Source organism: Acinetobacter sp. TR11 (assembly GCF_027105035.1).
Classification (GTDB): domain Bacteria; phylum Pseudomonadota; class Gammaproteobacteria; order Pseudomonadales; family Moraxellaceae; genus Acinetobacter.
The window spans coordinates 2,506,213-2,530,678 of the sequence record NZ_CP114256.1 but is presented as its reverse complement, the minus strand read 5'-3'; the positions used below and the strand labels follow the sequence as shown (position 1 = coordinate 2,530,678).

The 24,466-nt window shown below is 37.1% G+C and carries 26 protein-coding genes and 1 pseudogene; 12 read left to right on the top strand and 15 right to left on the bottom strand.

The features are described from left to right. Positions 1–91: 91 nt before the first annotated feature. The 4 genes from O1450_RS12060 (at position 92) to O1450_RS12045 (ending at position 4,128) form a co-directional block, all read left to right on the top strand. On the top strand, positions 92–1,735 hold the full coding sequence (locus O1450_RS12060) for a nitrite/sulfite reductase (RefSeq protein ID WP_004664717.1): 1,644 nt from the start codon (positions 92–94) through the stop codon (positions 1,733–1,735). Next, the gene (locus O1450_RS12055; protein ID WP_269228607.1) at positions 1,728–2,213 is read left to right on the top strand and encodes a DUF934 domain-containing protein; all 486 of its coding nucleotides are present in this window, start codon (positions 1,728–1,730) and stop codon (positions 2,211–2,213) included. The genes O1450_RS12060 and O1450_RS12055 overlap by 8 nt, the downstream gene beginning before the upstream one ends. Positions 2,214–2,286: 73 nt before the next feature. Beyond that, positions 2,287–2,640, top strand: coding sequence for a DMT family transporter (locus O1450_RS12050; RefSeq protein WP_269228606.1), 354 nt, complete (start codon positions 2,287–2,289; stop codon positions 2,638–2,640). A 69-nt stretch (positions 2,641–2,709) separates the two neighbouring features. Beyond that, positions 2,710–4,128 carry a hypothetical protein gene (locus O1450_RS12045; protein ID WP_269228605.1) on the top strand — a complete coding sequence of 473 codons (1,419 nt, stop codon included), beginning with the start codon at positions 2,710–2,712 and terminating at the stop codon, positions 4,126–4,128. Between the two features lie 53 nt (positions 4,129–4,181). Here the strand turns inward: O1450_RS12045 and O1450_RS12040 are convergent, their stop codons facing one another. The 3 genes from O1450_RS12040 to O1450_RS12030 form a co-directional block, all read right to left on the bottom strand. Then, positions 4,182–4,628: a VOC family protein gene (locus tag O1450_RS12040; protein ID WP_269228604.1), complete on the bottom strand. Its 447-nt coding sequence runs from the start codon at positions 4,626–4,628 to the stop codon at positions 4,182–4,184. 133 nt (positions 4,629–4,761) lie between these two features. Then, the gene (locus O1450_RS12035; RefSeq protein WP_269228603.1) at positions 4,762–5,937 is read right to left on the bottom strand and encodes a thiolase family protein; all 1,176 of its coding nucleotides are present in this window, start codon (positions 5,935–5,937) and stop codon (positions 4,762–4,764) included. 111 nt (positions 5,938–6,048) lie between these two features. Beyond that, positions 6,049–6,561 (bottom strand): GspH/FimT family pseudopilin, encoded by a 513-nt coding sequence (locus O1450_RS12030; protein WP_269228602.1) that lies wholly within the window; start codon positions 6,559–6,561, stop codon positions 6,049–6,051. 388 nt (positions 6,562–6,949) lie between these two features. Between O1450_RS12030 and omp38 the strand changes: the two genes are divergently transcribed. Next, complete coding sequence (gene omp38, locus O1450_RS12025; protein WP_269228601.1) at positions 6,950–8,002, top strand: outer membrane protein Omp38; 1,053 nt, start codon at positions 6,950–6,952, stop codon at positions 8,000–8,002. A gap of 146 nt (positions 8,003–8,148) precedes the next feature. Here omp38 and O1450_RS12020 read toward each other — a convergent pair whose 3' ends face one another. The 5 genes from O1450_RS12020 to O1450_RS12000 form a co-directional block, all read right to left on the bottom strand. Beyond that, complete coding sequence (locus O1450_RS12020; protein WP_005162067.1) at positions 8,149–8,307, bottom strand: hypothetical protein; 159 nt, start codon at positions 8,305–8,307, stop codon at positions 8,149–8,151. Positions 8,308–8,311: 4 nt separating this feature from the next. After that, positions 8,312–9,517 (bottom strand): RtcB family protein, encoded by a 1,206-nt coding sequence (locus O1450_RS12015; protein ID WP_269228600.1) that lies wholly within the window; start codon positions 9,515–9,517, stop codon positions 8,312–8,314. A 255-nt stretch (positions 9,518–9,772) separates the two neighbouring features. Beyond that, positions 9,773–11,230 (bottom strand): amino acid permease, encoded by a 1,458-nt coding sequence (locus tag O1450_RS12010; RefSeq protein ID WP_269228599.1) that lies wholly within the window; start codon positions 11,228–11,230, stop codon positions 9,773–9,775. 278 nt (positions 11,231–11,508) lie between these two features. Next, the gene (locus O1450_RS12005) at positions 11,509–12,534 is read right to left on the bottom strand and encodes a methyltransferase (protein ID WP_269228598.1); all 1,026 of its coding nucleotides are present in this window, start codon (positions 12,532–12,534) and stop codon (positions 11,509–11,511) included. A gap of 62 nt (positions 12,535–12,596) precedes the next feature. Next, positions 12,597–13,955, bottom strand: a complete 1,359-nt coding sequence (locus tag O1450_RS12000) for a uracil-xanthine permease family protein (protein WP_269228597.1) — start codon at positions 13,953–13,955, stop codon at positions 12,597–12,599. 176 nt (positions 13,956–14,131) lie between these two features. Between O1450_RS12000 and typA the strand changes: the two genes are divergently transcribed. The 3 genes from typA to O1450_RS11985 all read left to right on the top strand — a co-directional run bounded on the left by typA (position 14,132) and on the right by O1450_RS11985 (position 17,128). After that, a complete protein-coding gene (gene typA, locus O1450_RS11995) occupies positions 14,132–15,967 on the top strand; it encodes a translational GTPase TypA (RefSeq protein ID WP_241334970.1) in 1,836 nt (611 codons plus the stop codon). Between the two features lie 245 nt (positions 15,968–16,212). Further along, complete coding sequence (gene mscL, locus O1450_RS11990; RefSeq protein WP_269228596.1) at positions 16,213–16,641, top strand: large conductance mechanosensitive channel protein MscL; 429 nt, start codon at positions 16,213–16,215, stop codon at positions 16,639–16,641. A 148-nt stretch (positions 16,642–16,789) separates the two neighbouring features. Then, a complete protein-coding gene (locus O1450_RS11985) occupies positions 16,790–17,128 on the top strand; it encodes a gamma-glutamylcyclotransferase family protein (RefSeq protein WP_087543182.1) in 339 nt (112 codons plus the stop codon). Between the two features lie 41 nt (positions 17,129–17,169). On the opposite strand, the gene O1450_RS11980 is transcribed toward O1450_RS11985, so the two are convergent. Continuing rightward, on the bottom strand, positions 17,170–17,460 hold the full coding sequence (locus O1450_RS11980; protein WP_004664683.1) for a peptidylprolyl isomerase: 291 nt from the start codon (positions 17,458–17,460) through the stop codon (positions 17,170–17,172). Between the two features lie 33 nt (positions 17,461–17,493). Continuing rightward, positions 17,494–18,315, bottom strand: coding sequence for a bifunctional DNA-formamidopyrimidine glycosylase/DNA-(apurinic or apyrimidinic site) lyase (gene mutM, locus O1450_RS11975; RefSeq protein WP_269228595.1), 822 nt, complete (start codon positions 18,313–18,315; stop codon positions 17,494–17,496). 222 nt (positions 18,316–18,537) lie between these two features. Between mutM and O1450_RS11970 the strand changes: the two are divergent. Next, positions 18,538–19,224: pseudogene (locus O1450_RS11970) on the top strand (TonB-dependent receptor domain-containing protein); the annotation flags it as partial. A 46-nt stretch (positions 19,225–19,270) separates the two neighbouring features. Here O1450_RS11970 and O1450_RS11965 read toward each other — a convergent pair. The 5 genes from O1450_RS11965 to ygfZ form a co-directional block, all read right to left on the bottom strand. Next, a complete protein-coding gene (locus O1450_RS11965) occupies positions 19,271–20,074 on the bottom strand; it encodes a tetratricopeptide repeat protein (RefSeq protein ID WP_269228594.1) in 804 nt (267 codons plus the stop codon). 217 nt (positions 20,075–20,291) lie between these two features. Next, positions 20,292–21,023: a DsbC family protein gene (locus O1450_RS11960; RefSeq protein ID WP_269228593.1), complete on the bottom strand. Its 732-nt coding sequence runs from the start codon at positions 21,021–21,023 to the stop codon at positions 20,292–20,294. Between the two features lie 74 nt (positions 21,024–21,097). Next, positions 21,098–21,418, bottom strand: coding sequence for a low molecular weight protein tyrosine phosphatase family protein (locus tag O1450_RS11955; RefSeq protein ID WP_269228592.1), 321 nt, complete (start codon positions 21,416–21,418; stop codon positions 21,098–21,100). 12 nt (positions 21,419–21,430) lie between these two features. After that, positions 21,431–22,123 (bottom strand): DsbC family protein, encoded by a 693-nt coding sequence (locus O1450_RS11950; protein WP_269228591.1) that lies wholly within the window; start codon positions 22,121–22,123, stop codon positions 21,431–21,433. Between the two features lie 161 nt (positions 22,124–22,284). Next, complete coding sequence (gene ygfZ, locus O1450_RS11945) at positions 22,285–23,007, bottom strand: CAF17-like 4Fe-4S cluster assembly/insertion protein YgfZ (RefSeq protein WP_269228590.1); 723 nt, start codon at positions 23,005–23,007, stop codon at positions 22,285–22,287. A gap of 185 nt (positions 23,008–23,192) precedes the next feature. On the opposite strand from ygfZ, the gene O1450_RS11940 reads away from it, so the two are divergent. The 3 genes from O1450_RS11940 to O1450_RS11930 all read left to right on the top strand — a co-directional run bounded on the left by O1450_RS11940 (position 23,193) and on the right by O1450_RS11930 (position 24,408). Further along, positions 23,193–23,639, top strand: a complete 447-nt coding sequence (locus tag O1450_RS11940; RefSeq protein WP_269228589.1) for an SRPBCC family protein — start codon at positions 23,193–23,195, stop codon at positions 23,637–23,639. A 62-nt stretch (positions 23,640–23,701) separates the two neighbouring features. Continuing rightward, complete coding sequence (locus tag O1450_RS11935; RefSeq protein WP_269228588.1) at positions 23,702–24,037, top strand: DUF2004 domain-containing protein; 336 nt, start codon at positions 23,702–23,704, stop codon at positions 24,035–24,037. Positions 24,038–24,066: 29 nt separating this feature from the next. Then, on the top strand, positions 24,067–24,408 hold the full coding sequence (locus tag O1450_RS11930; RefSeq protein WP_269228587.1) for a DUF488 domain-containing protein: 342 nt from the start codon (positions 24,067–24,069) through the stop codon (positions 24,406–24,408). Positions 24,409–24,466 lie beyond the last annotated feature (58 nt).

Genomic DNA, 24,466 nt, shown 5'->3' with positions numbered 1-24,466 from the left:
ATCGTTATTAAATATGCAAAAAAAGCATTTTGTTGATGAATAAAAGCTCGCTATGCTAGTCGCCTTTATAATGAATGACTAGCCATACGCCATGTATTTATATACGGATTTCGATCAACAACTGATTAACCAACGTGTTGCCCAGTTTCGCGATCAAACAGAACGCTATTTAGCAGGAAAATTGACCGAAGACGAATATCGTCCATTACGTTTGCAAAATGGTCTGTACGTGCAACGTTATGCACCTATGCTCCGTATCGCTGTGCCGTATGGCTTGATGAATACTAAACAACTTAGAAAAATTGCTGAAATTGCGACTGAATATGATCGTGGTTATGCCCACGTTTCAACTCGTCAAAATATTCAGTTGAACTGGCCTGCTTTAGAAAATGTACCTGATATTCTTGCTGAGCTAGCAACAGTACAAATGCATGCCGTACAAACCTCTGGTAACTGTATTCGTAATACAACGACTGACCAATTTGCAGGCGTGGTTGCAGGTGAAATTGCTGACCCACGTCCAACATGTGAATTAATTCGTCAGTGGAGTACGTTCCACCCTGAATTTGCATTCTTACCACGTAAGTTCAAGATTGCAGTTTCTGCTTTAGAAGAAACAGATCGTGCTGCAACTGCATTCCATGATATTGGTGTTTATATCGTTCGCAATGAAGCAGGCGAAATCGGTTATAAAATCATGGCGGGTGGTGGTCTAGGTCGTACTCCAATTATTGGTAGTATAATCCGTGAGTTCTTACCACGTGAAGATTTGATTGCTTATTTAGAAGCGACCTTACGTGTGTATAACTTGCATGGTCGTCGTGACAACAAATACAAAGCACGTATCAAAATTTTGGTAAAAGCATTAACGCCACAAGTATTTGCTGAAAAAGTTGAAGCGGAATTTGAACACACACGTGAAGCATTGAAGATTCAGCCTGAAATCTTGAAAAAATTAGATGAGGAATTTACACCATTTGATTATCAAGATTTAGAAGATCAAGATTTCACAGCCTTGTTTGCTGAATATCCTAAATTCAAACAATGGTTCAACGTGAATACCAATGCACATAAAGTCAAAGGTTATCGTATTGTGACGATTTCTTTGAAACGTGCAGGGGTAGCTCCAGGCGATGTCACCACTGAAGAAATGAACTTAATTGCGGATTTAGCGGATAAGTATACTTTTGGTGAGTTCCGTACCACACATGAACAAAATATTTCACTAGTGGATGTCCCACAAAAAGATTTATTTGAATTGTGGCAAACCTTAGAACAGAACAATATGGCACGTGCGCATATTGGTTTTATTACCGATATTATTTGCTGTCCAGGCGGTGATTTCTGTTCATTGGCAAATGCCAAATCAATTCCAATTTCAGAAGCGATTAGCCGTCGTTTTGATGATTTAGATACCATCTATAATCTTGGTGAACTTGATCTGAATATCTCAGGCTGTATGAATGCTTGTGGTCATCACCATGTGGGTAACATTGGTATCCTTGGTGTAGATAAAAAAGGTGCAGAATTCTATCAAATCACGCTAGGTGGAAACGCGAATCATGATGCATCTATCGGTGATATCTTAGGACCATCTTTTGCTGCTGATGCAGTACCTGATGTCATTGAAGAAATCCTAAATACTTACCTTGATCTACGCACTGAAGGTGAGCGTTTCATTGATACGTATCGCCGTGTAGGTATCCAACCATTTAAGGAGCGTGCTTATGCTTAATACATCGCTACAAGTGCTGTTCAAAGATGGCACGATTGCTGACAATACTTATCAAATGATTGCTGAAGATGGCGTGATTCCACAAGGTGATGTGGTTGTAACAACTGCTCAACTTGATCAGTTGGCAAATGTACAAGCTAAAAAAGCGTTATACATTACTGTCAATGATTCACCTGAAACGCATCAATTTCCATTGAATGAGTTGGATACAATCTTCATAGAGTTTGCTGGTTTCAATGATGGTCGTGGTTATTCGTTTGCAGCATTATTACGCCGTCAAGGTTATCAAGGCGAGTTACGTGCTGTCGGTGATATCTTTAAAGATGTTTTAAACTATTTAAAACGTTCTGGCTTTGATAGTTTTGTGGTTAAAGAAGGTAAAGATATTCATGAAGCCGCTGCTGGACTTCAAGATTTTACCAATCCTTATCAAGCATCCACGGCTGTGCCACAAGCAAGTTACCAAACAGGTGCTTAAGCTTATTTAATTAAAAAGGCTGAACTCAGGTTCAGCTTTTTTATTGCGTATTAATATAGATTGAAGAATAACAATGCTGACCTTTATTACAAAAATAAATCCTGGGGTGATTTGGCTGCTTTTCGCCATCGCAACGGATGTACTCTCAACTTTTTATTCTGCCAAAGCAAATGGATTAGTGAATAAGCTCGATCAAGGAATCGCCTTGGTTTTATATCTTGTTTCTTTTACTTGTGCTGCGATTGCATTGAAATATATGCAGGCTGGGATTTTATATGTGCTTTGGTCTGGACTGGGTGTTATTGCGACAGCTGCTTTAGCAAAAGTTTTTTTAGGACAGCATATTGATTTAGCAGGGTGGGTTGGGATTGGATTTATTACAATAGGATTAATGATTATTGCCCAGTATTCAAATATTGATGTTTAATAATGAATATAGAATGACAGCTATTTTTAAATTTGTTATAAAAAATTAAAGCATTTATTTAGAAAGAACATGTTTAAATTTTTAAAAAAGATATTTTGTTCATCTGAGCCATATATAAATACAGCCGAAATATTGGCAGAACGCCAAGCGCTTGAACAAACACGTATATCGAATATTCCTCAGCCTGAACCAGAAATCGTAGACATTCCATTTATTAGAAAGAGTTTGGATGAGTTGATATGGTTACTGAGAGATTATGATGGTTATGCGCGACAACGGACATTAGAACATTTAAAGGATTGCTACGAACAAGAACTGTTTCCTGCCTTATTATTTCGTTTAAGTGATTATGTGGAAATCAATCGAGAGTTGGCAGCACAACATATTCAATGTTGGAGTCAGCGTCCTGAATTTACTCAATTGTGTATAGATCATTTTTTACAGATTGCTGCAGTACAACAACGTGTACGTACTGTCCCTGAAATTGAAAATTTATTACTGAATACTGTAGCGAAAAATAAAGATTATTTGCAGCGCACCGTTATTTCTGAACAAGGTCAATTACCTCGTGTACTATTGAATTATATTGTAGAACATCAATGGATTAAGCAGGAGCAATTACTTGAATTATCTAAAATTGCGAAAGATCAAATCGTGCGTAAATTTTGGTTAGATCATATTGCTCAAAATGAATCAGACCAAACATTATTATTTGAATTAAAACATAGTCAATTTAGAGATGTTCAATATTATTTATTTGATGTTTTATATCAAAGAAAAATTTTAAATACTGATGATATTATTGAATTATGGCATAGTCGTTTTTTATCCGTTATGGATTATGCTTATTTTGCATTAAGACAACAAAATTTTGATTTTGAAAATTATTTTAATCAGTATCCGATCGAGTTGCTCAGTCCACAGCAGGCGAAAATTCGAGCATATCAATGGGTTTTATTTAAAGGGGAGCAAGCACAATTTTTTGAGATCATTGAAAAAATTGAAATCATTTCGATTGCGAATGCTTTAGTTGTATTTGCTTTAAAACAAAACTTTATTCAACTTTATCAGTATTTAGATTATTTTACGTTAACACAGCAGAAGTTATTATCACATCAGTTTTTTAAAGCAATAGCCTATAGCTCAACTCAGCCAACATTGGATGAGTTAGAGCAGTATCTTCAATTAACTACAGCAGATATATCATTTGAGCAAATACTTAATTTAACCCAAAATTATGATTTATGGGATCAGGTCTATTGGTTTGTAACACAGCAAAAATATGTACAGACAGAAGAAGAGCAGCAGAATTTTGATGATCAAGTAAAATATCGTTTACAGTTTTTGCATTATAGAATTTATCCGCCAAGATGGACAGTTGTGCAAAAGGATGAGATGAAACAACATCTTCCTAACTTTGAGCAAAAGTATCCTGAAATTTTTAATGTGATGGATGTGAAGAGAGTGTTAGAAAAGTATTTTAGTTAATTTGATGAAGATGATGCAATATGAGACATATTGCATCAAAACTTTGGTGTGTTTTAAATCGTTGCATCAAGTTGACAATTCACCATCCATTTGATTCCGAACTGATCAGTGAAAGCACCATACAGTGCGCCCCAAAAGGTTTTTTCTAATTGCATTTCAATATGACCACGTACAGAAAGCTGGTTGAATAAACGTCGTGCCTCCATTTCATCGTGTTCAATATTGATTGAAATATAATGATTGTTGCCTTGGGTGAAAACACTATTCGGAGAGCAGAACTGATCATTAACGTCTGAACCCATGAGTACGGTATATTCATTAATAGGTAAGGAAACATGCAGAATTAAGCATTTATCTGCTTCTGATAACATAACCCCTTCTGTAGGTGGCATATCACCATAGCGACTGATTATTGTGAATTCACCGCCAAAAACAGATTGATAAAAAATAAATGCTTGTTCAGCTTGTCCTTTAAAATTTAGATAATGGTTGAGCTGCATGAGGGAACTCCTTGTTGTTTTTTTATACAGTGCATAACTTATCGGGATTTTAATAACAGGTGCATTATTTTTTGTAATTATGAAAATAAAAAATCCTGCACTTGGCAGGATTTTTAGTTAATCGAATTAATGTTTAGATCAATTCAATTGCAACTGCTGTTGCTTCACCACCACCAATACAAAGCGCCGCAACACCTTTTTTACCACCAGTGCGTTTAAGTGCATGAATTAATGTAAGAATGATACGTGACCCCGTAGAGCCAACAGGATGACCAAGTGCACAAGCACCACCATTGATGTTCACTTTTTCTGCATCTAATTTGAAGTCATCAATTGGGCACATTGTAACCATTGCAAAAGCTTCATTGATTTCCCAAAGATCAACATCTTGTGCATCCCAACCAGCTTTTTTCAAAACTTTTTCAATTGCCCCTACAGGAGCAATCGTAAATTCAGAAGGATGTTGAGAATTTGATGCGGTTGCAATAATTTTCGCTAAAGGCTGTAAACCACGTTGAGCAGCAACATCACTTGAGGTTAATACAAGCGCAGATGCACCATCAGAAATTGAACTCGCATTTGCCGCAGTAATTGTACCGTCTTTTGCAAAAGCAGGTTTTAGCGATGGAATTTTATCAATTTTTGCACTTAAAGGTTGTTCATCTTGATCAACAACAACATCACCTTTACGGCTAGACACAGTTACTGGAACGATTTCATCTTTGAAATAACCTTCAGTAATTGCTTTCTGTGCACGTTGTAGAGAACGTATAGCGAAATCATCCATTTGTTCACGTGTATAGCTACGTTTATTTGCCATATCTTGTGCAAATGATCCCATCAAACGACCAGTTTCTGCATCTTCTAAACCATCAAGGAACATATGATCCTTAATTTCACCATGACCCATGCGATAACCTGCACGTGCTTTAGGTAAAACATAAGGAGCATTGGTCATGGATTCCATACCACCCGCAACGACGATCTCAGCACTACCAGCTTTGATCATATCCGCAGCTTGCATCACAGCTTTCATGCCTGAACCACAAAGTTTGTTAATGGTTACTGCACCAGTTGAATCAGGCAAACCTGCTTTACGCATAGCTTGGCGAGCTGGACCTTGTTTTAAACCTGCTGGTAAAACACAACCCATGATCACTTCTTCTACGTCAGTTGGCTGTAGACCAGAACGAGCAATTGCTTCTTTGATTGTGATTGCACCTAATTCTGGTGCAGTTGCGCTTGATAATGCGCCTTGGAAGCCGCCCATTGCTGTACGAGCGCCATTGACAATTACGATGTCAGTCATTGTGTGTCTCCAGACTTATAATTTGCAGAGAATGTTCAAAACCTATGCAGTATATTAAAAAAAGCATGCGAATAAAGTATTTTACGTCGTTTAAGCTAGACTGAAGAGTTTTTAACACGTGGTAATTTCCTTACTACGTATTTGTCCCATATTGCTGAGAATGAGTTGAGTGTGCTGATTAGAATCATTCATACAATAAAAGAAGCTTCCATTTGAGCCTCTCGGGAGCCCTGTATCACCTTGGAATGTAAGTGAATTTATTCTTAATGTACCTCTCCAATCTAATCTCCCATACTTATAATTAAATGCTGTGGAATACAATAAAGGATCATTTGAATCACGTTGCCGATTAGCATTTAAATCAAGAAACCCAATTAGTCCACTGTTCCAATCAGAATCACAGCTAGTTAAGTCTTTACTTGCACACAAAGTCACATTTGTATGATGAATCTGTGCGTCAGATTTGGATTTTTGTATGTAAATTGTGAGTGTTCTTTTCATATGATTTACTTCATTTGAAATCAATAATTGATTCAAATAAGGTAAACTGAGGCACGCTAGAATCGCACAAATAGCAAGTGTGACCATTAATTCACTCAGAGTGAATCCTCTAACTTTTAACATTTTTTTACCTTTTGATAATTTTGTAATTTTTTTATTAACAAAGTGTTAAGTAATTACTGTATTTATTAAATTAAGTTTAGTATTAGAAAAACTAACCATTACTTCATCAAGCAAATACTGCTAAAATTGAAGAAAGCGAACAATAAGCTATTCGAACTTTAAAGTTGAATTGAAAATTTACTGAACTACAACGGAAATTGTAAGAAATTTTGTCAATAATTTGCGGGGTTAAAGTTATCAAGCACTTGGAAAATTCATCAAGTGTTTGTATGATTCAAAGTGAAGTGAATAGCTTAAAAATAATACTGTAAACATTTTTATGTTCGCAGGGCCAAAACTCATAGGCTAAGCTTGAACAACAAACAATTGTTATCTCTGGAGGATATCCATGAAATTGAGTCGTATTGCACTTGCTATGCTTGTTGCTGCTCCTTTAGCTGCTGCTAATGCGGGTGTAACAGTAACTCCATTAATGCTTGGTTACACATTCCAAGATTCTAAGCACAACAACAGCACAGAAAATTTAACACATGGCCCTGAAATCCAAGACGATTTATTCGTTGGGGCTGCTATTGGTGTTGAATTGACTCCATGGTTAGGTTTTGAAACTGAATATAACCAAGTGAAAGGTGATGTAGACGCAGTTAGTCCTAATGCTGAATACAAACAACAGCAAATCAATGGTAACTTCTATGTTACTTCTGATTTAATCACTAAAAACTATGACAGCAAAATTAAGCCATATGTATTGTTAGGTGCTGGTCATTATAAATATACTTTTGATGATGTTAACCGCGGTGTTCGTGGTGACAAAGAAGAAGGTACTTTAGGTAATGCAGGTTTTGGTGCTTTCTGGCGTTTAAATGATGCTTTATCTCTTCGTACAGAAGCTCGTGGTACTTATAACATCGATGAAAACTTCTGGAACTATACAGCACTTGCTGGTTTAAATGTCGTTCTTGGTGGTCATTTGAAGCCAGCTGCTCCAGTTGTAGAAGTTGCTCCAGTTGAACCAACTCCAGTTGCTCCAGTTGCTCCACAACCACAAGAGTTGACTGAAGATCTTAACATGGAACTTCGCGTATTCTTTGATACGAACAAGTCTGACATCAAGCCACAATACAAGTCTGAAATCGCGAAAGTAGCTGAGAAATTAGCTGAATATCCGAATGCGACTGCACGTATTGAAGGTCACACTGACAACACTGGTCCACGTAAGTTAAACGAACGTTTATCTTTAGCGCGTGCTAACTCTGTTAAGTCTGCACTTGTAAATGAATACAACGTGAATGCAACTCGTTTGACGACTCAAGGTTTTGCTTGGGATCAACCGATTGCTGACAACAAAACTAAAGAAGGTCGTGCTATGAACCGTCGCGTATTTGCTGCGATCACTGGTAGCCGTACTGTTCTAGTACAACCAGGTCAACAAGCTCAATAATTTGAGTTTTTGAACTGAATAAAAAAGCGACTCTGATGAGTCGCTTTTTTATATGGGTTTGTATACAAGTGATTTGAATATATAAACATTTTGATTACTCCTGCAAAATGATTTGACTGATGTGTTTGATTAATATTTTCTAGAATTTACCAAACTTCTTTTCTAAGCTGTTGTTTGGTATTTTGTCTTTCACGACGGTGTTGAGCTCTAGGTTTTTCCGTTTCATGGATTCCTCCTTTTTGTAGTAAAGGGGAGAGTGCAACAGGATTACGAACTTTGATTTTAGGCATTGCTTTAAGTTTCATCTATTTAACCTTTTATACATAGAACTTGTTTAAGGGTGTGCACGATTTCGATTAAATCTGATTGGTTTGCCATGACTTGATCAATATCTTTATATGCACTTGGTATTTCGTCAATTACACCACTGTCTTTACGACATTCAATACCTTGGGTCTGCTGAATCAAATCCTCTTGACCAAAGAGTAATTTGGCTTTACTACGGCTCATTTTTCGTCCTGCACCATGTGAACATGAGCAAAAGGATTCGGGATTGGCTTTGCCTCTCACGATATAAGAGCGTGCCCCCATTGAGCCAGGAATAATTCCAAATTCATCCAAACCTGCTCGAATTGCACCTTTACGTGTGATCAGAAGGTCTTCGCCAAAATGATTTTCTCGACTGACATAATTGTGGTGGCAATTAATTGCTTCTTTGGTCATTTGAAAGGGGGGAAGTAGAGGGCGAATAGCCTCTAAAATCAAGCGCATCATTTCACGCCGATTTTCAAAAGCGTATTCTTGTGCCCATTCAACTGCTTCAACATAGTCATCAAAGCTATTTGAACCTTCAGCAAAATAGCTCAAATCTTTATCTGGCACATGTCCAAAACGGTGTTGAGCTTCTTTCTTTGCCAGTTCAATAAAATAAGTCCCAATTACATTGCCTAAGCCGCGGCTGCCTGAATGGAGCATGACCCAAACATCTTGGTTTTCATCAAGGCAGAGTTCGATAAAGTGATTGCCACCGCCTAAGGTACCGAGTTGTTTTTGCCATGTCGCATCAAATTTTCGCAGCATCCGAACCAGTCCAGAATGCTTTTTGATGATGGGTTGCAAGCGTTTTTCCAGTGGAATAATACTTGAGGCTTTCGCCTTAATTTGTTTATGTAACTCAAAACCCACAGGGACTTTACGTTCAATTGCATGACGTAAAGGTGCGAGATTATCTGGCAACTGTGATGCTTTGAGATTGAGTCGAATTGCATTCATGCCGCAACCAATATCAACACCGACAGCAGCTGGAATAATTGCATTTTTTGTGGGGATGACGCTGCCTACAGTTGCACCTTTGCCAACATGTACATCAGGCATAACAGCAATATGTGAATAAACAAATTGCAGTTGTGCCATTTTTTTTAGCTGTTCAATGCTGTCGCTATCAATATCAGTCGTGAATATTTTTACTGGAACGCCATATTCAGCATCAGCATTAAGTATTTTTTGTATGCCCATTTTCTTTTCTCGGGTATTTTAATATTGCGTCCGAATAGGCATAAAAAAACCTAGCGAATGCTAGGTTAAGTAGAGCATTCGGACAAGTGATGATTGGATTTGTACACTTGTCCGTGAGTCGACAATGCCAAATCTTAGAGTGTTGTTCCTTGTAGTGCTGGCATCATGTCGTACTCCTATATAATAGTGCAGCTGAAAATATGAGCTACTAATTCTACTGATATTTAGTTAAGGGTCAAGTGAATTTTTGGTTTTTTATTCGCCTTCTTTCACGTTCATGTCTTTATATGCAATCAACTTAGTTTTGTGCTTCCATTTATAGCCCAACCAGATCGCCAAAAATAATGGGATACTGATATAGGTTGAAACTAAGCCTAACCAATCAACTTTACCACCTAGCACAGCTTGATAGTTTTGTCCTAAAATAATGATTGAACACAGAATAAAGGCAAACCATGGCGCAAATGGGAAAAACTTGGCACGGTAAGCCAAATCTTCTAATTTATAACCTTGAGCAATATAACCTTTACGGAAACGATAATGTGAAATTGCAATTCCTAACCAAACGATAAAACCACACATCCCAGACATATTTAATAACCAGTTAAATACTTGTTTTTCGCCGATAAATGTGGTCAAAAAGCACAGAGCAGCAACGGCAGTGGTTGCATAAAGTGCATTCATGGGTACACCACGAGCATCAAGTTTTGAGAACCATTTTGGCGCTCGTCCTTCTTTTGCCATATCGAACAGCATACGTGTAGATGAGTACATTCCAGAGTTACCTGCAGATAAAATCGCACTGAGAATAACTGCATTCATCAAGCTTGCAGCAAAGGCAAAGCCTGCTTTTTCATAAAGTAAGGTAAATGGTGAGAGTGCAATATCTTCACTTTGTGCAGCTTTTAATAGAAGCGGATCATCATAGCTCACCAATGTACCAATGATAAAAATACATAAGATATAAAACAGTAAAATACGCCAGAAGATTTGTTTAATGGCTAAAGGGATCGTTTTCTTTGGATCTTTAGATTCACCTGCTGCAACACCAACCATTTCAGTTCCTTGGAAGGAAAACCCAGCGATCATGGCAACACCAATCAGGGCTTGTAAGCCGCCAACAAACGGTGCATCTTTATAATGCCAGTGTTGAAAGGTTGATACATTCGGTGTCATCATAATTTTAGCAATCATCCAGATACCGATGATAATAAACACAATGATTGCAATCACTTTAATCAAAGAAAATAAGAATTCACTTTCACCAAAACCTTTTACAGTTAAGGCATTAATTGCAAAAATAATCGCAAGGAAGATTGCACTCCAGTAGAACCCTGGAATATCGGGGAACCAAAATTTCATGATGAATTGAACTGCGACCAGTTCAAAAGCAACGGTGATTGCCCAGTTATACCAATAGTTCCAACCTAAGGCAAAGCCGAAACCTTCTTCGACATAGCGATTGCCATAGGTAAAGAATGCACCAGAGGTTGGATTATGTGTGGCTAGTTCGCCTAAACTGGTCATCAAGAAATAAATCATGATCCCAATGAGGGCATAGGCCAATAATGCACCACCAGGACCTGCTGTTGCAATGGTCGAACCCGAGGCAAGGAATAAGCCTGTACCAATAGATCCACCAATGGCAATCATATTCAGGTGACGTGCTCCGAGCTGACGCTGAAGGTGTTGAGGAGCAGATGTATCGCTCATAAAAATTCCTTAAACTGTATAAGGGTCCGTTGACACTTTATATCTGGGTTGCGTTATAGGTTAAAATTTCATCAATCAAGGCATGAAACGAAAGTAATAGCGACCCTATTACTAAGTTTCATAACGAAGAGTGAGGGAATTTCAACCATAACCCTTCGGGGCAGGAATATTTTTTGCCGCTATAGCGTTATGGCTGATTTATTTAGAATCACTAAATTTCATCACCCATGCCTTACACCGCCTAAAAAATATTCTCTTCCGCAACCATAGATAAACTATCAGCTGACCCTGTTTGCACAGGCATATAATACTTTGAATCCCTGTTGATCTGCTTTCACAAGACATTGACCAAAGCTCTGCTCTATCAGAGGTGGATAATTTAGAAAACGATTCGCCACTATCCATAGTTCACCTGAGCTCTTCAGATGCTTTTTCGCCAATTGGCAGAGCTCTTCACTTGCATCGTAATTAGTATGAATTCCTTGATGAAAAGGTGGATTACTTACGATGGCATCTAGATCTTTAGGCGCATCAACAAAACTTGTGACAGGCTGTAGATGTAGCTGTGCTAAGTTCAGATCATTTTTTTGAAAAGTGAACTCAGTAGACCGTAATGCAAATGCATCAACATCAAGTGCAAAAATGTGCTGGTTTGGATTTATTTTGGCTAAATAAGCACTAATAATTCCAGAACCGCAACCAAAGTCGACAATCTTACCTGATTTTACTTGGCTCAGGTAAGGGAGTAATACGGCTGTTCCGACATCTAAATGATCTTGACTAAATACACCCGGTAAAGCACAGATTTTGAGCTGTTCTTGATTGATTTGCACAATATAGTTTTTTAACCAATGGTCAAGTGGTTTGTGTATTTCTCTCTTTTCAATTTTCATGTGCCAAAATTGACAGTGGCGTGCACTATCAATTTTAAAGGCTTTACCATATTGCAGGAGTTGTTTTGCAGCACGTTCAACACCGCCTTTTTTTTCACCCACTAAAAATACGCTTTGACCGAGTGTTAACTGGCTAACCACGACATGAAGAATATAATTCAATAACTCTTTAGATTTGGGAACGAAAATAACAACCTGATCAAAACTTGCTTGTGGAAACTCAACTGAGAAATATGAATTTATACCAGTGCTTTGAAAACCTTGATGATCAGCATAATTCCAAGTCCAGACAGACGCTTGTACTTGGCGAGGTAAATTTTTGGCGAGTTGATCATTGGGCGCATTAATCAGTAAGATTTGCCCATTTAAATAATCTTGTTGTCGTATAACGACTTCACTACGTGGATCCATTTTGATCTCTCATCACAAATAAAGCCCAGTGGTGAAACTGGACAATTACGATGGTTAAAAGACTATTTTTGAGTTTCAGGTAAAACAATATTTAAAATCAACGCTGCAATACCACCCGTTGCAACACCTGAGCTGAAAATGTTTTTGAATAATTCAGGAAGATGTTCAAGGATTTGTGGAACTTGTGCTACACCTAAACCCAATGCAAGAGAAATCGCAATAATCAGCAAAGCGCGGCGGTCAAGATGAATACTTGAAAGAATATTGATACCAGATGCAGCCACCGCACCAAACATCACCATTACCGCGCCACCCAATACCGCTTGAGGAACAGCTTGAATCACGGCAGCTACAGCAGGGAAGAGGCCTAAAATGATCAATAAGATTGCAATCCAGATCCCGACATAACGACTTGCAACGCCTGTCAGTTGAATCACACCATTATTTTGTGCAAACACTGAACTTGGGAAGGTGTTGAAGATACCAGCTAAAAATGAGTTAGCACCATTCACAAGTACACCACCTTTAATGCGTTGCATCCACATTGGGCCATCGACAGGCTGATTTGAAATCTTACTAGTTGCTGTGACATCACCAATCGCTTCGAGTGAAGTGACGAGATAGATGAATGCCATTGGAATGAATAAGCTCCAAGAGAAGCTTAATCCAAAGTGCATCGGCGTAGGAATCTGAATTAATGGTGCATCTTGCAATACGGAAAAGTTTAAATGACCCATAAAGCCTGCAAGAATGTAACCAATCACCAATGCGATTAAAATTGCTGAACTTTTTACCCAAATAATTTGAACACGATTCAATAGAATAATGACTGCCAGTACTGTACAGGACATGATCAGATTGTCTGTATTGGCAAAAGTATGATCTTGCATGGCCATATAACCGCCTCCCATGCTAATCAGACCTTCTTTAATCAGTGTTAAACCAATTAAGAGAACAACGATACCTGTAACTAAAGGGGTAATTAATTGTTTTACCCAAGGTAGAATCCGAGACACGCCCATTTCAATAAATGAACCTGCAATTACGACACCGAAAATAGCAGCCATCACTTGCTCAACAGGCGTACCTGCAGCAACCATGGCACTACCAATACCAATAATTGGACCAATAAAATTAAAACTTGTCCCCTGAACAATCAGTAGTCCTGCACCGAAAGGACCAACTTTTTTACACTGTAAAAAGGTTGCAATTCCTGAGATGATCAGAGACATCGACAGGATCATATTGGTGTCTTCACGAGATACACCAAGCGCTAAGCAAATTAACAATCCTGGAGTAACAATTGGGACTAAAATTGCTAAAAGATGTTGTAAAGCCGCTAAAAATGCGATGAACGGTTTTGGGCGATCATTGAGTCCGTAGACGAGATCAAGTGACTGTTGGGGCTGAGAATTTGACATGGGAGTATAAGAAAAGCGATAAGCAATAGTGGAATATTCTAATAGAGTTAGCCTACTTTACCAACGATTCTGAAACAGTTCGTCCGAAAAAAAGTTTCATGTCAACAAACTGTCACTACTAAAGTTTAGGATTTTTCTATATAATCTGCCCTCAAATTTTAAGCGTATCGAATTCTATGTCTGATATTAAGAATCTCCGCAATATCGCAATTATTGCGCACGTCGACCACGGTAAAACCACGCTTGTCGATAAATTACTTCAACAATCTGGTGCTTTGGGTGACCGTGCAGGTGAGATTGAGCGTGTCATGGACTCGAATGCGCTTGAAAGTGAACGTGGTATTACCATTCTTGCAAAAAATACTGCAATCAAATGGTTAGATGCACGTACAAACACTGAATACCGCATCAATATTGTAGACACCCCGGGACATGCGGACTTCGGTGGTGAAGTTGAACGTGTAATGTCGATGGTTGACTGCGTATTGCTTCTTGTTGACTCTCAAGAAGGTCCAATGCCACAAACTCGTTTCGTAACGCAAAAAGCGTTTGCGCGTGGGTTGAAGCCAATCGTAATTATCAACAAAGTTGATAAGCCAAGTGCACGTTGTGACTGGGTAATCGATCAAGTATTTGACTTGTTTGATAACTTGGGTGCAACTGATGAACAGTTAGATTTCCCAATCGTTTACGCCTCTGGTTTACGTGGTGTAGCTGGTCCTTCTCCTGAAGAATTAGCGGAAGATATGACACCATTGTTTCAAACGATCGTAGATATCGTTGAACCACCAGCAGTTGATGTTGATGGTCCATTCCAAATGCAGATTTCATCACTTGACTATAACAGTTTCGTTGGTGTAATCGGTGTGGGTCGTATTCAACGTGGTTCAGTAAAATTAAACACGCAAGTAACTGTAATTGATAAAGAAGGTAAGACACGTAACGGTCGTATCTTAAAAATCATGGGTTACCACGGTTTAGAACGTATTGATGTTGAAGAAGCATCTGCAGGCGATATCGTATGTATCACAGGTATTGATGCACTCAATATTTCTGACACAATTTGTGATCCGAAAGCAGTTGAAGCTTTACCGCCATTGTCTGTAGATGAACCTACAGTTTCGATGACATTCCAAGTAAACAATTCACCGTTTGCTGGTAAAGAAGGTAAATTCGTAACTTCACGTAATATTCGTGAACGTTTAGAGCGTGAGTTGATTCATAACGTAGCATTACGTGTTGAAGATACTGATAGTCCTGACCGTTTCAAAGTTTCTGGTCGTGGTGAACTTCACCTTTCAGTATTGATTGAAACAATGCGTCGTGAAGGCTTTGAGATGGGTGTTTCTCGTCCACAAGTAATCATGAAAGAAATTGATGGTGAGAAGCAAGAACCATACGAAAACGTAACGTTTGATGTTGAAGATCAACATCAAGGTGCTGTAATGGAGCAAATGGGCTTCCGTAAAGGTGAAATGACCAATATGGAAGTTGATGGTAAAGGTCGTATGCGTATTGAAGCGACTGTTCCATCACGTGGTTTAATTGGATTCCGTTCAGAATTCTTAACCATGACTTCTGGTACAGGGATCATGACATCAAGCTTCTCGCATTACGGTCCGGCTAAACAAGGTACTGTTGCGAAACGTCAAAATGGTGTGTTGATTTCAATGGTTCAAGGCGTTTGCTTGGGCTATGCACTGTTCACACTGCAAGACCGTGGTCGCTTATTTGCTAAACCACAGTTAGAAGTTTACGAAGGTATGATCATCGGTATCAACTCTCGTTCAGACGATATGACTGTTAACCCAACTAAAGCGAAACAGTTAACTAACGTACGTGCATCAGGTACTGATGAAGCTTTAACTTTAACACCTGCAATTGAATACACGCTTGAACAAGCACTTGAATTCATTGAAGATGATGAGTTAGTTGAAGTAACACCAAAATCGATTCGTATTCGTAAACGTTACTTAACTGAAAACGAACGTAAGCGTAACCGTGATAAATAATTTTTCTTCACTGAAAAATGAAAAAACCGCTAAATTTATTTAGCGGTTTTTTATTGCATAAATTTCAGGGTAGGGACATGCTTAAACATATATTTTTATTAAAATAAAAAAGTGTTGTTAAAGTGTGAAATAGCTTTCTTTTTTTGATAAAAATATTAAATTATGAACATTATGTGGATAGCCGCACCTGTGTAATAAACAATGCAAAATGGGTTGCGATTAAGTTCAACTCTGGAGAGTTATAAATGAGTATTATTCAAGAATTTAAAGAATTTGCCATCAAAGGCAATATGATGGATCTTGCCATTGGTGTCATCATTGGTGGTGCATTTGGTAAAATAATTGATTCATTGGTGAAAGATATCATCATGCCACTTATTTCAGTTATTACTGGCGGGGGTGTTGATTTTACGCAGAAGTTTATTGTGCTAGGAGACAATCCAAATAATTTACAGTCTTTAGATCAATTAACGAAAGCAGGTGTCAATGTTTTAACCTATGGTAATTTCTTAACCATCTTTATTAATTTCATTATTTTGGCATGGGTTGTGTTTCTTATGGTGAAAGTAATGAATCGTATGCGTAAACAAGAAGAAGCAGCGCCAGCAGCACCAGCACCTACACCTGAAGATATTCAATTATTACGTGAAATTAGAGACTCTTTGAAAAAATAAGTACTTATTATTTTCATAAAAAACGGCATTTAAAAATGCCGTTTTTTATTGGAAATAGATAATTCCATATTTGGAACGCAAGCTTTTACATGGAAAATTGCAAGATTTGACTTTAAAATATTGTGCATATTTGAATGGAACAGCAATCATGAACCAACTATTTGTCTATGGCACACTTTGCCCAAACCGAGAAAATGCGCATATTTTGGGTGGAATCGGTGGAGATTGGCAAAAAGCATCGGTACACGGCACAATTCATATTTTAGATTGGGGGCCAGACAAAGGTTTACCAGCCTTAGTTTTAGCTGAACAAGATCCATTAATCATGGGATATTTATTCAGCACGGAAAAATTAGAACAAAACTGGCAAATGTTAGATGAGTTTGAAGGATTCCAATATGAGCGAGTTGTTGCTGAGGTTATCTTGGAATCTGGAGAAAAAATAGATGCATGGACTTATGTGATGAAACCGCAAGAATTAAAATAACTGAGAAGAGGAGAGAGCTTAAAATAATTAAGCTCAAACTATTATCTTAAGCCATCCATGCGAAATTTCACTTCAATTAAGTGAAAACCAAATTGGCTTTTGATCGGGCCGTGTAAGATTCGTTCTGCTGCTGTAAAAACTAATTTATCAATAACAGGGACTAATTGCCCCTTTTTCACTTCACCGAGTTCGCCTCCACGTTTAGCTGAGTTGCAAGTAGAGTATTGTTTGGCGATTTTGCTAAAATCAGCACCAGACTGAATTCGTTTTTTTAGCTGTTCGGCTAAGTCTTTATCTTTGACGAGAATATGTCGAACAATTGCAGTTTGCATAAGGTTGTTCTCCTTGATTGTATCTTAAATGATCTATACTTTGCTTGGTTTCAAAGGCTGGCATTGTGGACAAAATACACTAGCGCGTTGACCTAACTTTAAGTTTTCTAATGTAGTTTCACAATTAACACACATTTCACCTGCGCGACCATAAGCTAAAAGGGTCTGCTGAAAATAGCCATTTTCACCCATGGCATTACTATAATCACGTAAAGTTGAACCACCTAAATCAATTGCTTGTTTTAAGATGCGTTTTACTTCGATGACTAACTTTTCCACTTGTACTTTGCTCAGCGTCGAAGCTGGTTGTGCAGGATGAACCCCGATGTTGAATAAACTTTCAGTTGCATAAATATTGCCCACACCAACCACTACATGGTTATCCATTAAAGCAATTTTAATGCCGACATTTTTTTTAGCTAATTTTTCATGCAAATATGTTGGATTAAAATTTTCAGTTAATGGTTCTGGCCCTAGCGTATCAATCAATTTACTTTGATTGGTTTCATCTAACCATAGAATACACCCAAAGCGCCGTGGGTCATGGTAGCGGAGTTGCTGATCTTCAAATTCGATCACAAGATGGTCATGCTTTTTTAATTCATCACTGGATTGACATAGGCGAAAGCTTCCTGACATACCTAAGTGCCAAAGCATTTGATCTTGTTCAAATTCAGCCAAAATATATTTGGAACGACGTTTGAGTTGAATTAAACGTTGACCAATTAATTTTTCAAGATCATCAGGGATAGGCCAGCGCAAACTAGGATTGTGTACTCTTACAGCTTGTACACGTTGCTCTAAAAGTGGCAGTAAACTGGTTTTTGTGGTTTCAACTTCAGGAAGTTCGGGCATAGTGAGCTCAAGTTGTTTCAACAACAATACAATGAGGGCAAATGTTTAACTTACAATTATGACGATATTTAATTTGATTAGCTAATCGTCATTAAAATTGATTTTTGGTTTTTTTAGTTAAGTTTAAAGATCTAATCTAATTATAAAATAATGAAATACTTACTTTAAAAAGCTTGCCTTTAAATTCTGTGAAACAAGGAATTTTCATAATGAACCGTACTGACGTTTACGGAGATCGTTTATCCTGCACAAGGTGGAGCAAGTAGCTTAGATTTAAAACCCTCTAAAAGTGATAATTATGAGCTAGGCTTAAAATCATCAAATGTATTTGGTGATTTTAATTTGGCAACATTCTATATTCAAACCAAAGACGATATCGTCGCTGCAGAAAATATAGGTGGACGAGCAACCTTTCGTAATGCCGAAAAGACTTTACGTAAGGGTGTTGAATTTGCATGGAATAAAAAGTTTTGGAAAGATTTAGTTGTTAATGCAAGTTATGCCTATTTAGATGCAACTTTTGATTCTACAGTACTCGCGATTGGAAAAGTTGCTCAAATCCCTGAAGGTAATGTCATTCCTGGTATTGCAAAAAACCAAGCTTTTATTGGTTTTTCTTGGAAACCAGAACAGGGGTTTTATGCAGGGGTTGATACCCAATTCATGGATAAAGTTTATGTGAATGATATGAATGGTGATGCAGCAGAGAGTTATACAATCACATCGGCTTATACAGGATATATATTTCGCTATACGGATTGGAATTTAAATGGATTTACCCGTATAGATAATTTATTTAATAAACAATATATCGGTTCAGTGAATGTGAATGAAGGAAATAATCGTTTCTTTGAACCTGCGGATGGACGAAATTGGAGTGCTGGGATTAAGTTAAGCAAACAATTTTAAATAAAAAGCAGCACTCTTTAGGGTGGGAGTGCTGCTGAATTGATTATTAGTTCTTTGTTTTTACTGAAGCTGCTTTTTTTGCAGCAATTGCTTCTTCAACTTTAGCCAACGATTCCTTCGCATTTGGATAGTTAGCTGCTGCTAAGCGAGCAAAAATATTTTTTGCCTGCTCTAAATCTTGGTCAACAATACCTCCATTTGCTAGCATATTGCCGAGAACCATTAAAGATGGTGCATAACCTTTTTTAGCTAAATCTTTGATGCTATCAATCGCCTGTGATTGCATAACAGGATTTTTATTTTTAACGCCAACACTCAAATCGTAGATTGTCTTGAGATGTTTTGCTGGATAATAATCTTTCCGTAGCAATGGTAATAGTTTCTGAACAGCGATCTGATCGTATTCAGGTTTGCCTTGCTCAAATAAAATTTTTGCAGTTTCAACAATGGCTTCATCAGAGCCTTGTTTCGACGCTTTATCTAAATACTCTTTATATTTTTGATTATTTTTAGTGATGCCCAAATCACCTTTGTGATAAGCCTGTGCTAATGTATAACTGGCTTGAGCAAAGCCTTTATTTGATGCATCTTGATAATGTTGTAAGGCTTTCTTTTCATCCTTTACTGTGCCTTGACCAACTTGAGTCATATAACCTAGGTTATAAATTGCTTGGGCATTACCTGTATCAGCGAGACGTTGCATTTCTTGAAATGCAGCAGGGTAGTTTTTTGCTTCGTATAGTTTAGTTGCTTGAGCAAATGCATCTGGTTTTGCAGTTATTTTACTATCAGCCGCAAATGTTGAATGACTTGTAACAAGAATTAAGCTGGCAATCAGCAACTTTTTCATTTTATTTATTCCTTTCACAGATATCTGCTTTAATCCATTACATGGCAGTTTTTAATGCCTTCATCATAAAAGTTTGGTGTGAAATGTAAATATAGATTTTGTATAAATCTTGCTTAATTAATTTATTTTAATTTTTATATTATTTAATATAAATCAGAATCTTATGTTGTAAGTGATGGCTTGCCAGTCAACTGAAAAGCCACCACTTAATCAGATACTATTTTTTAGTTTGTGCTTCTAATAAAAGTTGTTCAATTTGTTGAGCATTTTGTGGTAAGCCTGCGACTCTAGTGCCATTTTCAAGGAAGATTGTAGGTGTCCCACTAATTTCTAGATTTTGTCCTAAAGCAATATTTTTCTGTACAGGTGTTTCACATGTACCTGAATTTTGGGCTAACTTACGATGTAGCATGTAATCTTCCCAAGCCTCGTATTGGTTTTTTGCACACCAAATTTTATTTGCTGCAGTTTCAGCTTGTGGATGCAGTTTCTTAAGTGGGAATAAAAAAATGTAGACCGTTACATTATCGATAGAGATCATGTATTGTTCAAGTTTTTGACAATATGGGCAATCGGGATCAGTAAAGACATATAAAGTACGTTCGCCTTTACCTTTAATGTGCTTAATCGCTTGCTTGAGAGGAAGTTGTTTTACATCAATTTTACTCAGTTCAGAAATACGATCTTCTGTTAGGTTTTTCTGATTTTTTACATCGAGTAAATTGCCAAAGAAAAGATATTTAGCATTTTCATCTGTATAGATAATCTTGCCAGACACATAGACTTCATAAATTCCACTTAGTGGAGATGGGGTTACTGAAGTAACGGGAATATCTGGATAATTTTGTTTAAAGTTTTGTTCTAAGGTTTTGCTATCAGCATGTACTATTTGTAAGCTTAATAGACTCAGTGATAAGGCTGATAGCCAAGTTTTGATGGTTATTTTCATTTGACAGAGATATTGTTGAGAATAGTCGAACAATAGCGCTCATTTATATTTTCGACAAGAAGTGAAATCAGAATTTATTTTAAATATGGTCGTATTGCCAATTGCAGTAATTCAATCAGCTCGGGATCCATATAGTGATATTCATCTGGTATATCGAGCACGAACACTTTCTTATGTGGTAGCTGTTTGAAAAATTGTTCTTTAATCTGTTGTTTGTGTCGAGATTCCATAACAAAAATTTGTTCAGCCCATAGAATATCTTTGATTGAAATCGTATGTTTAGAATTGCGACTGGTTCCTGCAGAACGGGTATGTAGACCATACCCGTTTGCGAAAATACGTTCGGCTGTTGGACTGCGCCATTGATTGCGACTGCAAATAAAGAGAGTATTCAATTCAGTACCAAATTAATGATTAGTGTTATTAATAAAATCTTCTAAACTTTCGAGTTCAGGTACTCCCACAATTCTATGACCTTTAGAATTAAATATCGTTGGTGTCAAATTAATCCGATATTTTTTAGTCATTATCATATTTTGATCTATAGGCTGATAACATGAATTATTTCTTTGATTAGGTTTATCGCCATCTAATAAATAGGTTTTCCATGCTTTAATTGGATCTTTTGAGCACCAAATATTCTTAGATGTTTCAAGCGCTGAGGGGTGTAGATGTGTTAAACCCATAGGAAATGTATAGATCGTTATGTTATCCACCTCTTCAAGAATACCTTGTAAGGCCTGACAAGCAGGACAATCTGGATCGGCAAAAACATATAAAGCTCTTTCACCATTTCCTTTGATCTCTTTTAATGCATTTGCAGTGGGTAGTTGTTTGGGATTAATTGCATAATGCTTTTGATAGTTGAAGTCCGCTATGTTGTGCATATTTTCAAGATCAATAATATCTCCAGAAATTAAATATCGACCAGAATCATCTATCCATATAGAGCCTCTGATGTTTGAAAGAGTATAAAGATTTGGAATAGGTGTTTTATCTATAAATTCTGGTTTTAATTCATTAGGGAGGCTTTGGATTCTTTGATTAATTTTTTCTGTGTTAGCAAAACTAGATTGCATATTAAATAAAGCGGTAGACATCGTAATCATAAAAAGTAATGTAGACTTGAGCACAGCTAATTCCGATAAATTGAATAAAATAAAAAAGTATTTGTTTTAAATAAGAGTATATGCTTAATTTTAATTAAAGGATCTTATTTATAATTAAAAAGCCCTAGTAAAAGGGCTTTTGTTTAAAATGATTATTGTGGTCGTGCTACATCACCATTTAATACTTCTGGTAAATCCAAAACCTTTACACCAAGTTCTTCTAAAGCTGCTGGTTTTGCAATTACAAGTGCGATATAGCCATCTTCAAATGCAGCACTATTCACAATCTCAACATCTTTACTTAGCTGGCTAGCAGGAGAAGGAACAGTATCTTTGGCTTGGATTAAATGTAACCAATGTTTTGGTTTTGCTTTAAACCATAGACGTGCCACAATTTCCTGACCTAAATAACAGCCTTTATCAAAATGTACACCATCACGTTGATGCAAACGTAGTTCTTGTGGTTGAAATAGGTGTTCTGTACTTTGACTAATCCATGCTTGACCTGACTGAATCGCTTGAATTTGCCAACCATCGATGTCTGTCTCTACAGAAGAAAATTCAGTCTGAATGCCATTTAATGAAGGAAAAACAGATCCTATTTCTTCTAATTTCATTTTTGAAAAAGCACCAAACTTTTTAATATGTTTGGAAAACTCTTCGGCTTGATCTTGGGTGGTTACAAGTTCAAAACTTTCTGGATTTAATCTTTTAATCCATAGCCCAAAATGAATACGTCCTTTTAAGTCACAAATAGCGGTATAGCGATTTTCATTTTCAGGGAGACGTTCTACATGAACAGTCACTTGACCCTGTAGAAATTTTTGCGCATCTACACCATTTAAGCTAAAAGCAGTAAAAGCAAGCTGACTCATAGATTAATCCTAAAGCTGCGTTCTTATCACTAAATATGGAGTGCTATTTTGCGCCATTTTTTACAAAAAAGCAGCTTTAGATTCTAGATATTCGGGTTCAATTGAGCGATTGAAGGAGTAGTATCTCATCACTAAATCGCTATGATAGAGGCACGAATCAAAAATAACTTAGTCGGAGAATAATAATGAGTGGAACAGTACAACTACATCGTGTATTTAATGCACCGCCAGCTCGTGTTTTTAAAGCCTTTCTCGATCCAGATGCCTTGGTAAAGTGGATGCCACCTCATGGTTTTACTGCCAAAATCCATCACTTAGACCCACAAGAGGGTGGAACATACAAAATGTCATTTACTAACTTTTCAACTGGACAAATTCATTCATTTGGAGGGACTTACATTGAGCTTATTCCGAATGAATTATTACGCTATACCGATAAGTTTGATGATCCTAATTTACTAGGTGAAATTCAGGTCACAATAAAATTAAAATCGGTGTCAGTAGGAACCGAAGTGCATATTATTCAAGAGGGAATACCTGATATTATTCCTATTGAAGCGTGTTATTTAGGTTGGCAGGAATCTCTTTATTTATTGGGGTTACTGATTCAAGCTGAAATTCCAAATGAATAACAACTCTTTAGCTTAATTCAAACTAGCTAAATTTTTAATATTTAATCATATTGGGGAATATTATGTCTGAAGAAATTCTTGAACATAGAGAACAATTAGCTCGTATTGCCATGCGCGAAGCTTTAGAAAATCAACAAGCAGAAGATAGTGTGGAGTTATTTATTCAACATCATCTTGAAGAAGTTGAACCTGAATATTGGGAAAAATATTTTGACACATCAAAACCTAATTTATTGCAAATTTTAGAGTTACTGGTATTAGATTTACGATGGGATGATGATGATCTGGAAAGTTATGAAATTTTAGATTTCACCTTACCAGATGAGATCACAAATTACGTTATCTGCGTTAGTTTTGATTCAAAAGGGCAGGTTGTTGATATTTCAATGGAAAGCTGAAAAAATTGTGAGATGTGGGGTAGGCTGATGTGAAAATTGAGATTAAACGTATTTATGATCTTTTAGAAGCGACTGATGGACAGCGTATATTAGTAGATCGATTACGGCCAATGGGAATATCGAAACAGCAGGCACATTTAGATTTATGGCTTAAAGATATTGCCCCCTCAGCTGAATTGAGAAAAGCGTTTTGTCATAAGGTTGGACATTTGCTGAGTTTTCAGGAAGGGTATTATGGAGAGCTTAAAGAAAACCCTTATGTAAATCAGCTTAGAGACATGGCACAGCAACAGCAAGTAACACTCATTTACGCAGCTAAAGATCCTAAGCTTAATTATGCCCTAGTACTTAAAAATTACTTAATTGGATAAGCTATTCAAGCTTAAATTTTGAAAAAATGCATCTATCGATCATAATAGTGGTTTTGAG

Coding starts and splice junctions, on each gene's coding strand:
- O1450_RS12045 (WP_269228605.1), top strand. CDS start 2,710: ATGTTTAAATTTTTAAAAAAGATATTTTGTTCATCTGAGCCATATATA.
- O1450_RS12035 (WP_269228603.1), bottom strand. CDS start 5,937: ATGACTGACATCGTAATTGTCAATGGCGCTCGTACAGCAATGGGCGGC.
- mscL (WP_269228596.1), top strand. CDS start 16,213: ATGAGTATTATTCAAGAATTTAAAGAATTTGCCATCAAAGGCAATATG.
- ygfZ (WP_269228590.1), bottom strand. CDS start 23,007: ATGAGTCAGCTTGCTTTTACTGCTTTTAGCTTAAATGGTGTAGATGCG.
- O1450_RS11940 (WP_269228589.1), top strand. CDS start 23,193: ATGAGTGGAACAGTACAACTACATCGTGTATTTAATGCACCGCCAGCT.
- O1450_RS11980 (WP_004664683.1), bottom strand. CDS start 17,460: ATGCAAACTGCAATTGTTCGACATATTCTCGTCAAAGATAAAGACTTA.
- O1450_RS12050 (WP_269228606.1), top strand. CDS start 2,287: ATGCTGACCTTTATTACAAAAATAAATCCTGGGGTGATTTGGCTGCTT.
- O1450_RS12015 (WP_269228600.1), bottom strand. CDS start 9,517: ATGGGCATACAAAAAATACTTAATGCTGATGCTGAATATGGCGTTCCA.
- mutM (WP_269228595.1), bottom strand. CDS start 18,315: ATGCCCGAACTTCCTGAAGTTGAAACCACAAAAACCAGTTTACTGCCA.
- omp38 (WP_269228601.1), top strand. CDS start 6,950: ATGAAATTGAGTCGTATTGCACTTGCTATGCTTGTTGCTGCTCCTTTA.
- O1450_RS12040 (WP_269228604.1), bottom strand. CDS start 4,628: ATGCAGCTCAACCATTATCTAAATTTTAAAGGACAAGCTGAACAAGCA.
- O1450_RS12010 (WP_269228599.1), bottom strand. CDS start 11,230: ATGAGCGATACATCTGCTCCTCAACACCTTCAGCGTCAGCTCGGAGCA.
- O1450_RS12020 (WP_005162067.1), bottom strand. CDS start 8,307: ATGAAACTTAAAGCAATGCCTAAAATCAAAGTTCGTAATCCTGTTGCA.
- typA (WP_241334970.1), top strand. CDS start 14,132: ATGTCTGATATTAAGAATCTCCGCAATATCGCAATTATTGCGCACGTC.
- O1450_RS12030 (WP_269228602.1), bottom strand. CDS start 6,561: ATGTTAAAAGTTAGAGGATTCACTCTGAGTGAATTAATGGTCACACTT.
- O1450_RS11960 (WP_269228593.1), bottom strand. CDS start 21,023: ATGAAAATAACCATCAAAACTTGGCTATCAGCCTTATCACTGAGTCTA.
- O1450_RS11965 (WP_269228594.1), bottom strand. CDS start 20,074: ATGAAAAAGTTGCTGATTGCCAGCTTAATTCTTGTTACAAGTCATTCA.
- O1450_RS11950 (WP_269228591.1), bottom strand. CDS start 22,123: ATGTCTACCGCTTTATTTAATATGCAATCTAGTTTTGCTAACACAGAA.
- O1450_RS12005 (WP_269228598.1), bottom strand. CDS start 12,534: ATGGATCCACGTAGTGAAGTCGTTATACGACAACAAGATTATTTAAAT.
- O1450_RS11935 (WP_269228588.1), top strand. CDS start 23,702: ATGTCTGAAGAAATTCTTGAACATAGAGAACAATTAGCTCGTATTGCC.
- O1450_RS12055 (WP_269228607.1), top strand. CDS start 1,728: ATGCTTAATACATCGCTACAAGTGCTGTTCAAAGATGGCACGATTGCT.
- O1450_RS12060 (WP_004664717.1), top strand. CDS start 92: ATGTATTTATATACGGATTTCGATCAACAACTGATTAACCAACGTGTT.
- O1450_RS11985 (WP_087543182.1), top strand. CDS start 16,790: ATGAACCAACTATTTGTCTATGGCACACTTTGCCCAAACCGAGAAAAT.
- O1450_RS12000 (WP_269228597.1), bottom strand. CDS start 13,955: ATGTCAAATTCTCAGCCCCAACAGTCACTTGATCTCGTCTACGGACTC.